Raw genomic sequence first — 14,097 nt, 5'->3', positions numbered from 1 at the left:
CTTTTATCTACTTTACTTCATAGTGTTATTGTTAGTTTAATGGGAAACCGGAAAATTATCCTCTTGTTTTTATAAATATTCCCGAGAAAATTCTAGCAATTCCCATAATGGATTTGATTGTAAAAAGTGAAGTACATGATCGATTTCACGGTCAGCTGCAGCACTCGATGAAGCAACTGTTACAACAGCTATCTTTGTTCGCTGCCACACGTTTTGATGATCGATTTCTGCAACTGATACATTAAATTTTTGTTTTGTACGTGTAATCATCCGTTGGAGAACTGCACGCTTTTCCTTTAAAGAATGGGCATCCGGAATCATAAATTCTGCTACAAGATAGACAATCATTTCCGCACAATTTCTTCCATAATGAAGGCTTCGATGACGTCGCCTTCTTTAATGTCGTTAAAGTTTTTAATTTGCATACCGCACTCAAAGCCTTTAGCGACTTCTTTTACGTCATCTTTAAAGCGTTTTAGCGACTCAAGTTCTCCCTCATAAATAACGATTCCATCACGGATGACGCGTACGCCTGCATCGCGAGTTACTTTACCATCTGTCACATATGAACCTGCAATTGTACCCACTTTGGAAATTTTAATTGTTTGACGTACTTCCGCTTGCCCGATAATTTTCTCTTCATATTCCGGATCAAGCATTCCTTTCATTGCAGCTTCAATTTCTTCAATTGCTTTATAAATGACGCGGTGTAGGCGAATTTCTACGCCTTCTTGTTCCGCTGCACGTTTTGCATTAACGTCTGGACGAACGTTAAATCCTATTACAATGGCATTGGAAGCCGCTGCAAGACTAATATCGGATTCAGTAATTGCCCCTACACCTGTGTGGATAATTTTTACATTTACACCTTCCACATCAATTTTCATAAATGAGGAAGATAGAGCTTCTACTGAACCTTGTACGTCTGCTTTGATGATTAAATTCAATTCTTTCATATCCCCTTGGGACATTTGTTCAAACAAGTTATCTAACGTAACTCGTGATTTTTGTGCACGACTTGCTTGTATTGCCATTTGTGCACGAGCTTCACCAATTTCGCGAGCCGTTTTTTCATCTTCAACGACTACGAATCTGTCACCTGCTTGAGGTACTTCGTGTAAACCAGTAATTTCGACAGGTGTTGCTGGCAACGCTTCTTTAACTCGACGTCCTAAGTCATTGACCATAGCACGAACACGACCGAACGTATTTCCTACAACGATTGGATCTCCAACGCGCAACGTACCATTTTGCACTAATAATGTCGCTACAGAACCGCGCCCTTTATCTAATTGTGCTTCGATAACTGTACCGATTGCTCTGCGGTTTGGATTCGCCTTTAATTCAGAAACTTCTGCAACTAGTAGAATCATTTCTAATAGTTGGTCAATTCCTTCACCTTTTAACGCTGAGATTGGTACGAAGATTGTATCGCCACCCCAGTCTTCCGGAATAAGACCATATTCAGTTAATTCTTGCATAACGCGATCAGGATTTGCTGTTGGTTTATCCATTTTGTTTACAGCAACAATGATTGGTACGTTAGCTGCTTTCGCGTGGTTAATGGCTTCCACAGTTTGTGGCATTACACCGTCATCAGCAGCAACAACGATAACAACAATATCGGTAATCTGTGCACCTCTAGCACGCATTGTTGTGAAGGCTTCGTGCCCTGGTGTATCAAGGAAAGTAATTTTCTTTCCGTTAATATCCACTTGATATGCACCGATATGCTGCGTAATACCGCCAGCTTCTCCTTCTGTTACTCTCGAATTGCGGATGGAGTCTAAAGTTGTCGTTTTCCCATGGTCAACGTGGCCCATAATTGTTACAACAGGTGGACGTTCTTCTAAATCCTCTTCTGCATCCGCTTGTTCAAAGTAAATTTCTAAGTCCGTTTTATCGATGCGAACTTCTTCTTCCACTTCTACGCCATAGTCCGCACAAATTAATTCTATCGCATCTTTGTCTAAATCTTGGTTAATTGTAGCCATTACACCTAGCATGAAGAGCTTTTTAATGATTTCAGAAGGTTCGCGATTTAATTTCTTCGCAAGTTCTGCTACCGTTAGCGATTCATAGAAAGTAATTTTTTTAGGAAGTTCCTTTTGAACTTGCTGTTGAGGTTGTTGTTTTGCCTGACGGCGTTTACCACCATGAATACCAGGCTTTTTACGTTGATCGCCTTTATTTTTTGTTTGTTGTTGATGAACATTTTGATCTTTTGTAGATTTGTTTCGTTTAAATTTTTCAAAAGCAACGTCTGACCCATTATCATTATTATCGGTTTTCTTTAGCTGTTGCTCATGTCTTTTCACTTCTTTGTTTTGCACTGGCTTTGACTTTGGTTGTTCTGCATTTTTTTTCTTAACTGGTGCTTCATTCGTATTTTTGTTAAAGACTGCGTCCAATTTAGCAACCTCTTCTCCGTTAAGCGTAGACATATGATTCGTTACATTTATATTTAATTTTTTCAATTCTTCAATGATTTCTTTACTAGGTCTATTAACTTTTTTGGCATATTCATGAACTCTGATTTTGGTCATCTGCTCACCCCCGATTAATTTTCGTTGAGTAGACTAGACAATTTTTTGGCGAAACCTTGATCGGTGATTGCAATAACCACCCGGGCTTCTTTCCCAATCGCATGTCCTAGTTCATAGCGATTACCAAATATATGATACTCAACGTTATAAAACGTACATTTATCTTGAATTTTTTTTCTTGAATTGTTGGCTGCATCCGAAGCAAGAATGACTAACTTCGCATTGCCTTTTTGAATTTCTTTGACAACTAATTCTTCACCAGTTATGATTTTTCGAGCTCGAGTCGCCAAGCCCAGTATTTGGAATATCTTTTCATGATTCATTTTTAAATAGCGACTCCCTGCGAATTAATCTAATTAATTCATCATAAATTTCATCTGGTATTTTTACTTCTAGATGGCGTTCTAAAATCTTTTTGTTACGAGCTGTTTCAACTACCTCTTCCGACTTAGAAACATATGCACCGCGGCCTGACTTTTTTCCAGTCGGATCTACCGATACTTCTCCATCTTTAGAGCGAACAACACGAAGCAACTCTTTTTTTGGGAAACTCTCACCTGTTACAACACAGCGGCGTAATGGAACTTTTCTTTTCGTTGGCACGTAATATCACCTTCCCTATAAGCTCATCATACGCATTCCTTGTTCGATGTCATTTATTTTTCATCATCTTGTTCTTCTTCGATTGTAACTTCTTGATGTTCATCATCGTTGATATCTTGATATAAGTCATATTCAAAATCGTCGAAGGAAGACTCTTTATCATTTTGAATGTCGATGATTGGACTGTTCTCATTAGGATAAATGCCTAATTCACGAGCATCAGATTCGCTTTTTATATCAATTTTCCAACCTGTTAATTTTGCTGCAAGTCTCGCGTTTTGTCCCCGTTTACCAATTGCTAATGATAGTTGATAATCTGGAACGATGACTGTCGTTGATTTTTCTTCTTCATTCACAATGACATCTAACACTTTTGAAGGGCTAAGAGCATTTGCAACAAATACAACAGGATCTTCCGACCATTCAACAATGTCAATTTTTTCGCCATTTAACTCATTGACGATTGCTTGTACACGGGCTCCTTTCGTACCAACACAAGCACCTACTGCATCCACTTCTGGATCGTGAGTATAAACGGAGATTTTTGAACGATCTCCTGCTTCACGAGCGATTGATTTAATTTCTACGATACCATCATAAATTTCTGGTACTTCCATTTCAAATAGTCTACGTAGTAAACCTGGATGTGTACGGGAAACGATAATTTGTGGTCCGCGAGTCGTTTTTTCGACTTTTGTAATGTACACTCGAATGCGTTGTTGAGGCTTATATTCTTCACCTTGCATTTGTTCATTTAATGGTAATGCAGCTTCTACTTTTCCAAGATTAATATAAATATTGCGAGCGTCTCTTCGTTCAATAATTCCATTCACGATATCATCAGTGCGATCAACAAATTCTTCATATATAATGCTTCTTTCTGCTTCACGTACGCGTTGAGTAACAACTTGTTTTGCAGTTTGTGCAGCAATTCGACCAAAGTTGCGAGGTGTCACTTCTTGTTCAACAATATCTCCTGGTTCATAAACGCTATTAATTTTTCTAGCTTCTTCTAGCGAAATTTCTAATCGTGGATCTTCCACTTCCTCCACAACTTCTTTTCTTGAGAAGACTTTTATTTCACCTGTTTCTTGATTAAAATCAACACGTACATTTTGTGCTTGATTAAAATTGCGCTTATATGCAGTCACTAATGCGGCTTCGATCGCTTCCACTAATATTTCCCTTGAAATGCCTTTCTGCTCTTCTAGAGCAATTAAAGCATCTAGTAATTCACTGCTCATTGTTTTATTTCACTCCTAATTAATTTGATGAAAAATCGATTGCTAGCCTAGCTTTTGCAATCTTTTCTTTTGCAATTTTTATTACAACATTCCGTGTTTTGATACGTATTTCAATTTCCAGGTTCTCTTCATCGTTGGATTTTAAGTATCCATAGAACTCTTTCATTCCTTCTATTGGTTCATACGTTTTGATGTAAACGTATTTTCCAACAGCCTTCTCAAAATCCGATTCTTTCTTCAATGGGCGTTCCGCACCAGGAGAAGAAACTTCTAGATAGTAGTTTTGTTCAATCGGATCCTTTTCATCCAACACGGCACTTAATCGCTCGCTAACAAGTGCACATTGGTCGATATCAATTCCACCTTGAGGAGTATCGATGTATACACGGAGGAACCAAGCGCGTCCCTCTTTTACAAACTCAATATCCACTAATTCAAGATTTAAATCCTGTAAAATCGGTGTCACCAGCTGTTCTACTATTGTAGTAATTTTGCTCATAATATCCTCCCAACGTCTTGTTTCGTTGACTAAAAACAGAAATTCCACCAATATTGGTGAAATTCGCATTCCGTGTACTTTTTCAATCGCCCCCCCTCCTTGGTGGAGAGCAAAACTCAAGACACAATGTAAACAATAGAAAAGAGCGGGAAAACCCACTCTTTTGCTGCAAAAACTATCAACAAATTATTGATATAACAATAGCACAATTTCTTAATAAATGCAAATTTACAAAACGATTCCACCGTATTGACAAATTTCCAATGCACGGCTTAACTCGACATCTTTTCGAAAATTAGAATAGTGATAATTGGTCTTCATCTGGAAGGCCTTCTAATACACCTAATTGTTCCATGTATTCAATCAATGATTTTGATACACGACCGCGAGTTTGTAAATCTTCTTTTGATAAAAATTGTCGTTCTTCTCTTGCTGCTACAATTTGTTTCGCAACGCTTTCCCCTAATCCTGGAATAGCATTGAACGGAGGGATAAGGGAATTCCCTTCGATGACAAATTCTGTTGCCTTTGATTTGTATAAATCGACATTTTTAAAGCTCATTCCTCTTTCGCACATTTCAAGAGCAATTTCAAGAACCGTTAACAAGTCCTTTTCTTTTTTCGTTGCATCTAATCCTTTTGCATTGATTTCTTCCACTCTTGTACGAATGGCTCTTGCCCCTTTAATCATCGCTGGTAAATCAAAATCTTCAGCACGAACTGAAAAATAGGCACAATAGTATGCTAGAGGAAAATGTACTTTAAAGTATGCCACCCGCACAGCCATTAATACATAAGCGGCAGCGTGAGCTTTCGGGAACATGTATTTAATCTTTTTACATGATTCAATATACCAGTCTGGCACACCGTTTTCTCTCATCGCTTTTTCCATATCTTCTGTCAATCCTTTTCCTTTACGAACAGATTCCATCGTTTTGAAAGCGAGAGAAGGTTCTAGCCCTTTGTATATTAAATATACCATGATATCGTCACGACATCCGATAACTTCTGAGAAAGAACATACGTTGTTTGCTATCAATTCGCTGGCATTTCCTAACCAAACATCTGTCCCGTGAGAAAGCCCAGAGATTTTTAATAACTCTGAGAACGTTTTTGGCTTTGTATCTTCCAACATTTGACGAACAAATTTTGTACCGAATTCTGGTATGCCAAGAGTTCCTGTTTTACAAAAAATTTGCTCAGGAGTTACCCCTAAAGATTCTGTTCCGGTAAAAATCGCCATCACTTCTGGATCATCGGGTGGAATTGTTTTAGGATCGATGCCTGTTAAATCTTGCAACATGCGAATCATTGTCGGATCATCGTGCCCAAGTATATCAAGTTTTAAAATGTTATCGTGAATCGAATGGAAATCAAAGTGCGTTGTACGCCATTCAGCATCTTGGGCATCTGCAGGATATTGCACAGGTGTAAAATCGTAAATATCCATATAATCAGGAACAACGAGAATCCCTCCTGGATGTTGTCCAGTCGTTCGTTTAACGCCCGTACAACCTTGTACTAAACGATCGATTTCTGCGGCTCGGAAATTTATATTATTATCATTTGCATATCCTTTTACAAAGCCGTACGCTGTTTTTTCAGCAACGGTGCCGATTGTTCCTGCACGATATACTTTATCTTCCCCGAACAATACTTTCGTATAGTTATGGGCGCGAGGCTGGTATTCCCCTGAGAAGTTCAAGTCGATATCAGGAACTTTATCTCCATTAAATCCAAGGAACGTTTCAAACGGGATATCTTGTCCGTCTTTATTTAAAGGTGTTCCGCATTTTGGACAATCTTTATTTGGTAAATCAAATCCTGAACCGACGGAGCCATCTGTAAAGAATTCAGAATAGTAACAGTTCGGACATACATAATGAGGTGGCAACGGATTCACTTCCGTTATTTCCATCATTGTTGCAACTAGGGAAGATCCAACAGAACCACGCGAACCTACTAAATAACCATCTTCTAAAGACTTCTTCACGAGTTTTGCAGAAATTAAATAAACAACCCCGAAACCATGGCCTAAAATAGAGTTCAACTCTTTTTCAAGACGTTTCTCTACGATTTCCGGAAGATTTTCACCGTAGATTTTATGAGCCATTTCATACGTCATTCGTGTAATTTCTTCATCTGAACCTTCAATTACAGGTGTATAAAGTTTATCTTTAATCGGCTTCACATCGCCAATCATGTCTGCAATTTTTTGAGAGTTTGTGACAACGATTTCCTTTGCAGTTTCTGGACCTAGAAATGCAAATTCTTCAAGCATTTCATTTGTTGTGCGGAAATGCACTTTTGGAAGAGGATAACGATTTAAAGGATTCGCTCCACCTTGAGAAGATACTAAAATTTTACGGTAGATGGCATCATGTTCGTCTAAATAGTGAACGTTACCAGTTGCAACAACCGGTTTATCCATTTTCTTGCCAAGTTTCACTAATTTACGAATGATATCCTCTAAATGCCACTCATCATGAATCGTGCCACTGTCAAGCAGTTGAGAATAAACTGATTTTGGATGCACTTCAATATAATCATAAAATTCCGCTACTTCTTCTGCTTCTTCAGGGGATTTATTCATCATTGTTTCAAATAATTCGCCGTTGCTACAGCCAGAACCAATGATTAATCCTTCCCGATGTTTCATTAAATCTGAGCGTCGAATGCGCGGCACTCGATAAAATGTTTGCGTATGAGAAATGGACACTAATTTGAATAAATTTTTCAAACCGTTATTATTAACTACTAAAATTGTGCAATGATACGGTCTAGATTGTTTATATGCTTCTTCTCCACCCATGAATTTATTAAAATCATCATGGTATTTTATGCCTTTTTCTCTTGCCTCTTTTAATAGATGCAATAATAAATAACCCGTCGCTTCAGTATCATAAATAGCTCGGTGATGTTGCGTCAATTCAATACCGTATTTTTTACAAAGCGTGTTTAAACGGTGATTTTTAAGAGTTGGATTAATTAGTCTTGATAACTCTAACGTATCAATTACCGGATGTTTAACTCCTTCAATTCCCGCTTTTTCATATGCTGCATAAAGGAACCCCATATCAAAGGAAGCGTTGTGAGCAACAACAATTGCATCACCAATAAATTCGTGAAACTCTCGTATCACATCGTCAACTTCTGGAGCATCTTTCAACATATCATCGGTAATATGAGTCAATTCAATGATTTTTTCCGATAACGGTCTATGTGGATTAGCAAATCGTTCGAATTTATCAATGACTTTGCCTTCCTTTATTTTAACTGCTGCTAATTCAATAATCGTATCGTAAGCAGTAGATAACCCGGTTGTTTCCACATCAAACACGACGAACGTCGCATCATCTAAGAGAATATGCTGTTCTTCGTAAGCAATCGGTACACCATCATCCACCAAATTTGCTTCCAAACCGTAAATAATTTTAATACCGTGCTTTTTCCCCGCAGCGTAAGCTTCCGGATATGCTTGGACGACAGCGTGATCTGTAATCGCTACTGCTGGATGCCCCCACTTTGCAGCTTGTCCTACAATTCGGTCAACTGGCGTGACAGCGTCCATTTGACTCATCGGCGTATGTAGATGCAATTCAACTCGTTTTTCGCCATCAGGTGCTGTATCTTTTCTTGTCTCTTTATGAATTTCATTGATATCATTCGCCATTACCACTAAATCACGAACGAACGTATCGTTTTGAACGGATCCTCTAACTTTTACCCACATCCCTTTTTTAATACGGGACATGGTTTCAGCATCATCATTGTTGCGAGAAAACATTTTCACAAGAATGGAATCTGTGTAGTCCGTCAATTTTATTTCCAACAATGAACGTCCGCTTTTTAATTCTTTCACTTCCACATCGAAAATGTAGCCTTCAATCACGATGCGGCGCTCTTCTTCAACAATCGATTTGATATCAACAATTTCTGTGTCATTAATTATAGATCCGAGTTGCACAGGACCCCTTTCAACTTGCGGCGTTTCCTTCTTCTCTTTTTCCCGTTTTTGGAAGTCTTCAATGGCTTGTCTTGCCAGTTCAGCTTCTTCTAGCATTCGCTGTTCCAATAATCTTTCTTGCTCGGCCTTTTCCTCTTCTGATGCTTCAACTAATTTGAAATCGACAGGAAACAGTGGAAATCCAAAGCAAGCATAAGATTCTGAAATGATTGCGCCATATTTTGATTTTAATGTCAATTGTTCCATTTCTGATATACATGTAAGAACTAATTTGTTTCCTGCCCAAGTTGGCATCTGACAAGTGAGTCGTTTTTTTACTGGTGGAGATGCATCAATGCGTTCTACAACAGACAACCAGTAGTCTGTAATCAGTTCTTCCGTTATTTGTGGATTGATTGCTTCAATTGTTAACGTTGTTTGGGCAATATGATGAAATTCTTCTTTTAATCGAGAAGAAAATAATTGATAGATTTGATAGGGCAAGATATTTTGAAGCTTTACTGAGAAATTCCAAATCCGTTTTTTCTTATGAACTGTTAAGCGAGTGAGTTCACCTTGTTCAAAAAAGGACATGTAAATATCATCTTTTAAGTTAATTTGTGAAAGGAGCGTATTAAAGCGCTCTCTTGCATCTAAGTTTGTCAATCAACTCACCACCTTCTATATTAAGTAGCCCTCAAAAGGAAAGTAAAAAATGAAAAGAATTCGCATATCTCTGTAGATAAGGCGAATAAACGCCTCATCTATAGAACGAGCGAATTCTATTTTCTATCCAACTATTAAGTATACACTATTTTTCAACGGATTGTTTGAAATTATTGAGTTCGATAAAATTCATTTAATCGGTCAATAAGCTCTTCCTTCGCGCATTCAAAAGTCTCTCCTGTTTTTCGAATTTTAACTTCCACGATTCCCTCCATCGCCTTATTACCGATTGTAACGCGAATTGGTAAACCGATTAAATCGCTGTCAGCAAATTTGATGCCTGCCCGATCATCCCGATCATCATATAACACATCATAGCGATAAGTTGTTAAGATATTGTAAAGCTGATCTGCAAGATTTCGTTGAGCTTCATCTGCTACGTTAACTGCCATCAGATGTAAATCGTATGGAGCTAAATGTTTTGGCCAAGTAAATCCTTTTTCATCATGGTATTGTTCTGCTAATATGCCAAATAGTCTAGTCAAATCTAGTTCGTAACTCGCTAAATGCATCGGTATTTTTTTACCTTCTTGATTTGTAACATATGCTTTCATTTTCTCTGCGATAAGCGTGTTCAGTTTAGTTACTCGTCCAATTTCAATTCCCTTTTCTAAACGAATAATGCCTTTTCCGTCTGGTGAAGGGTCACCTTCTTCAATATACCGAATATCTCCATATAAATTGATAGCAAAATCTCGATTTGGATTCACATTAATGTAATGATAGCCGTTTTCGTTAGCCCCGCTCACACCGTTTACAATGGACTTAATTCCATAGTCAGCAACCACTTTTATATCAAGAGGAAGTTTAATTGGACCAATCGATCCAATAGAACATCCGAGCGTTTTTTCAATTTCCTCTCCACTTGCAAACTGTACTTTTGATGCATTTATTAATTTCATGATTTTTATCATATTCAACTGGTGGTCTCCGCGAACTAATGCGACGATGATTTCGCCATCAACATTTAAAACTAGGGATTTAATGCATTTCGTCGATTCAACTTGTAAAAAATCACATAATTCGTGAATCGTTTGAACATTTGGTGTTGCAACTTTTTCTATCGGTTTCAATTCCTCATTGGGTTGTTCATATTCAATGGCCACTTCTGCAATTTGTGCATTTGCTACATAATGTGATTGATTTGAAAAAGCGATCATTTCTTGTCCATTATTGTTTAGAATAACAAATTCAAACGATTGATCACCAAATGCTCCTGAATCCGCTTTCACAATATGCACGTTTAATCCAAGACGAGAAAAAATTCGTTCATAAGTACTAATCATCTGTTCAAAGCTTCCATTTAAACTTTCTTCATTATCGTGAAATGAATAAGCATCTTTCATCAGAAACTCCCGCGCTTGAAATAAATCATGGCGGTACTCCTTTTCGTCACAGAACCTCCTTTGAATTTGAAATAGCGTTAAAGGTAATTTTTTATACGTTTTGATTTCATCCCTAACAATAGAAGTAATCAATTCAATGCTTGGTCCCATGACTAATTCATGTTGGTTACGATCTTTTAGATAAATCCATTCTTTGTTGAAAAACTGCAATCTACCTGACTGCTTCCATAAATCAATCGATTGAATCGACGGCAATTCCAATTCAATGGCTTGACGTTCCTCAAGCTCCTCCCGTACGATTTGCTCAATTTTATGTAATACCCGTTTCGCTAAAGGTAAATACGTATATGTTCCATTTGCATGTTGACGAATATATCCAGCACGCAGCAACATTTGACAAGATTTTGTATTGGCAGTTTGAGGCACTTCCCGCATTGTTGGTATAAACGTTAAACTTTGTCTCATCAGTGCTCCACCTTTATGATTTTCTATCTTTCTTAATAGAATAGCATATCCTTGAAGAGATTGAGTATATACATTTTTTTATAAATAATGACTAAAATCAAAGACTTTCTGTCATTTTTGTAATAAATGATAAGAAACGCACTTATTCCAATGTCTGCATACAACATTTTGTCACAATTGCATCATTTTCCTCAAAATAAAAAACCCCATTTTCTCCCGTGAGAAAATGGGGTTTTTTATCTTTTGTCCCAGCCTCCATTAAAGTCGTATCATATTATTTATTGGAAAAACAACCGCTGAATATCGTTCCATGTTACAGCAATCATTAAAATCATTAATAACACGATTCCTACAAAATGAACCATGCCTTCCTTTTGACGATCGACAGGTTTTCCTCTAAGTGCTTCAATACCAAAGAACATTAATCGGCCGCCGTCTAAAGCTGGAAGTGGAAGTAAATTCATGATTCCTAAATTAATGCTTAATACTGCTGTCCAGTACATCAGCGTAAAGAAACCATGTTTTGCTACTTCTCCAGTTACTTGATAAATACCAACTGGTCCAGCCAAGTCATCAAGAGTGAAATGTCCAGCGATTAAATGAACTAACGCCTGAAGAATTAACATTGTGTATTCCCAAGTTTGTTGGAAGCCATACACAACAGCTTTAAATGGATTTTTTACAAATGGACTTTTGTACATAACGCCAATTTGTCCAACTTCTTCGCCATTTTCCAGCTTGACTGTATCTGGAACAATATTTAACTCGACAAGTTCTTCATTTCGCTTTACAATGACGGATAACTCTTTGCCGGCACTATTTTGAACATAACTTGTTAAATCAGCCCACTCATTAATAGGCTTTCCGTTTATAGATTTCACATAGTCTCCGGCTTGCATACCAGCTACAGCTGCAGGACTGTTGTCTACTACTTCCGTAACAATCGGTTCATTTGTTGGTACTCCTTGGAAAATACCAAGAAGTAAAAAGATTGCAAAGGCTAAAAGAAAGTTAAATAAAGGACCAGCAAAAATTGTTAAAGTTCGGTTCCATAACGATTTCGCTTCGAATGTTCGGTCATAAGGAGCAATTAACGTTTCTTCACCATTTTCAACAATTATTGCATTGCGAGAAACATCAAAACGAACTAAACGCTCTTCTTCATCGTATCCTTCGATCCATAATTTTTTAGTTAAATCGGCACGTTCCACTTCCATAAATAATACGTTCGGATTTTGAACATTTTGATTTAAATAAATCTTTTCGACCTTTTCTTCATTATTCAATATGAGCCCAACACGATAGCCAGGTTGAAGTTCAATCCGATCAAAATCATCTCCGGCCATTCGTACATATCCGCCTAAAGGTAATAGTCGAATGGTGTATATTGTTTCCCCCTTCGTCATACCAAAAATTTTTGGACCCATACCAATAGCAAATTCGCGCACTAAAATACCTGCTCTTTTTGCAAAAATAAAGTGTCCTAATTCATGAAAGAATACGATTAATCCGAATACGAGGATAAATGCTAAAATAGTTTGCATAAAATACCACCTTTAGAGCCAAGCTCGTGTTTATTGTACCATATGAAGCACTTTTTTTCTTGTTTCACTGTCTACATGCAAAATCGTTTCCAAATCAGGATTCAGTACATTGTGATGGTCATTCATGATGCGTTCGATAATCTCTTCAATCTGTAAAAATGCAATTTTTTCTTCTAAAAACAACTGTACTGCTGCTTCATTAGCTGCATTCATGGCCGTTAAAATGGTTCCGCCAATTCTTCCTGCTTCATAAGCCAGTTTTAATGCTCTGAATCGCTCAAAATCAACTTCTTTAAAATGTAGTTGTCCAATTTCAGCTAAATTTAATGACTTTCCACCAACAAGTGGCAATCGGTCTGGGTAACTTAATGCATATTGAATTGGTACACGCATATCTGGAGTTCCTAATTGAGCGATGACACTTGTATCATGGTATTCCACCATCGAGTGGATAATGCTTTCTTTATGAAGCAAGACATCAATTTGGTCAAAAGGCATGTCAAATAGTACATGGGCTTCAATCACTTCTAATCCTTTGTTCATCAACGTTGCAGAATCAATTGTAATTTTTGCACCCATTGACCAGTTCGGATGATTCAAGGCATCCTTGACTGTAACATTTTTTAATTCATCGCGAGTTTTATCGCGAAATGCACCGCCAGAAGCTGTCAAAATTAACCGGTTAATTTGTTTTGGATTTTCCCCATTCATCGACTGGAATATCGCTGAATGCTCACTGTCAACTGGTAATATCGGTGCATGATGTTTTTTTGCTTCTTTCATTACTAGATGGCCAGCGGTAACAAGGGTCTCTTTATTAGCGATTGCAATCGTTTTTCCCATGCGAATGGCAGCTAATGTAGATGGCAAACCAACACTTCCTAAAACTGCATTCAATAAAACGCTCGTCTCAGGATGTGTTGCAACTTCTACTAAACCTTGTTCGCCGTATGTAAAATGTATATGAGGAAACTCTTTTTTTAATGCAAGTGCATCTTTTTCCTCTTGCACAGAAACTAACTCAGGTTGTAATGTTTTAATAATTTCTCTAGTTTTTTCTATATTTTTTCCTGCAGAAAAAGCAACAAGTTGGAACTCTTCTGGATGGGATTTTAATATATCATAAGTTTGCCATCCAATTGAGCCTGTTGCCCCTAACAAACTAATTTTTTTCAATT

At 37.5% G+C, this 14,097-nt stretch carries 10 protein-coding genes; all 10 read right to left on the bottom strand.

The annotated features are described in order from the left end of the window. Positions 1 to 69: 69 nt before the first annotated feature. Positions 70 to 348, bottom strand: a complete 279-nt coding sequence (locus tag NST98_RS00960; protein WP_096550685.1) for a DUF503 domain-containing protein — start codon at positions 346 to 348, stop codon at positions 70 to 72. Next, complete coding sequence (infB, locus tag NST98_RS00955; RefSeq protein WP_340714150.1) at positions 345 to 2,546, bottom strand: translation initiation factor IF-2; 2,202 nt, start codon at positions 2,544 to 2,546, stop codon at positions 345 to 347. The genes NST98_RS00960 and infB overlap by 4 nt, the downstream gene beginning before the upstream one ends. Positions 2,547 to 2,560: 14 nt before the next feature. After that, positions 2,561 to 2,869: a YlxQ family RNA-binding protein gene (locus NST98_RS00950; RefSeq protein ID WP_340714149.1), complete on the bottom strand. Its 309-nt coding sequence runs from the start codon at positions 2,867 to 2,869 to the stop codon at positions 2,561 to 2,563. Next, positions 2,859 to 3,149, bottom strand: coding sequence for an RNase P modulator RnpM (rnpM, locus tag NST98_RS00945; protein WP_340714148.1), 291 nt, complete (start codon positions 3,147 to 3,149; stop codon positions 2,859 to 2,861). The genes NST98_RS00950 and rnpM overlap by 11 nt, the downstream gene beginning before the upstream one ends. Before the next feature lie 53 nt (positions 3,150 to 3,202). Then, positions 3,203 to 4,393, bottom strand: coding sequence for a transcription termination factor NusA (gene nusA, locus NST98_RS00940; protein WP_340714147.1), 1,191 nt, complete (start codon positions 4,391 to 4,393; stop codon positions 3,203 to 3,205). Between the two features lie 19 nt (positions 4,394 to 4,412). Then, entirely contained in the window at positions 4,413 to 4,892 is a 480-nt protein-coding gene (gene rimP, locus NST98_RS00935; protein WP_096550682.1) for a ribosome maturation factor RimP, read from the bottom strand. Between the two features lie 295 nt (positions 4,893 to 5,187). After that, the gene (locus NST98_RS00930; RefSeq protein ID WP_340714146.1) at positions 5,188 to 9,504 is read right to left on the bottom strand and encodes a PolC-type DNA polymerase III; all 4,317 of its coding nucleotides are present in this window, start codon (positions 9,502 to 9,504) and stop codon (positions 5,188 to 5,190) included. 170 nt (positions 9,505 to 9,674) lie between these two features. Further along, entirely contained in the window at positions 9,675 to 11,375 is a 1,701-nt protein-coding gene (locus NST98_RS00925; protein WP_340714145.1) for a proline--tRNA ligase, read from the bottom strand. 278 nt (positions 11,376 to 11,653) lie between these two features. Beyond that, a complete protein-coding gene (gene rseP, locus NST98_RS00920) occupies positions 11,654 to 12,919 on the bottom strand; it encodes an RIP metalloprotease RseP (RefSeq protein ID WP_340714144.1) in 1,266 nt (421 codons plus the stop codon). A 30-nt stretch (positions 12,920 to 12,949) separates the two neighbouring features. Continuing rightward, the gene (locus tag NST98_RS00915) at positions 12,950 to 14,095 is read right to left on the bottom strand and encodes a 1-deoxy-D-xylulose-5-phosphate reductoisomerase (protein ID WP_340714143.1); all 1,146 of its coding nucleotides are present in this window, start codon (positions 14,093 to 14,095) and stop codon (positions 12,950 to 12,952) included. Between the last annotated feature and the right edge of the window lie 2 nt (positions 14,096 to 14,097).

Origin of the sequence: Ureibacillus sp. FSL W8-0352 (assembly GCF_038004345.1) — a bacterium.
GTDB classification, from domain to species: Bacteria; Bacillota; Bacilli; order Bacillales_A; family Planococcaceae; genus Ureibacillus; species Ureibacillus thermosphaericus.
This window is presented reverse-complemented; position numbering and strand designations above follow the sequence as displayed.

Excerpts from the sequence above, each read along its gene's own strand:
- NST98_RS00960 (WP_096550685.1), bottom strand. The coding sequence starts at position 348 with ATGATTGTCTATCTTGTAGCAGAATTTATGATTCCGGATGCCCATTCT.
- infB (WP_340714150.1), bottom strand. The coding sequence starts at position 2,546 with ATGACCAAAATCAGAGTTCATGAATATGCCAAAAAAGTTAATAGACCT.
- NST98_RS00950 (WP_340714149.1), bottom strand. The coding sequence starts at position 2,869 with ATGAATCATGAAAAGATATTCCAAATACTGGGCTTGGCGACTCGAGCT.
- nusA (WP_340714147.1), bottom strand. The coding sequence starts at position 4,393 with ATGAGCAGTGAATTACTAGATGCTTTAATTGCTCTAGAAGAGCAGAAA.
- rimP (WP_096550682.1), bottom strand. The coding sequence starts at position 4,892 with ATGAGCAAAATTACTACAATAGTAGAACAGCTGGTGACACCGATTTTA.
- NST98_RS00925 (WP_340714145.1), bottom strand. The coding sequence starts at position 11,375 with ATGAGACAAAGTTTAACGTTTATACCAACAATGCGGGAAGTGCCTCAA.
- rseP (WP_340714144.1), bottom strand. The coding sequence starts at position 12,919 with ATGCAAACTATTTTAGCATTTATCCTCGTATTCGGATTAATCGTATTC.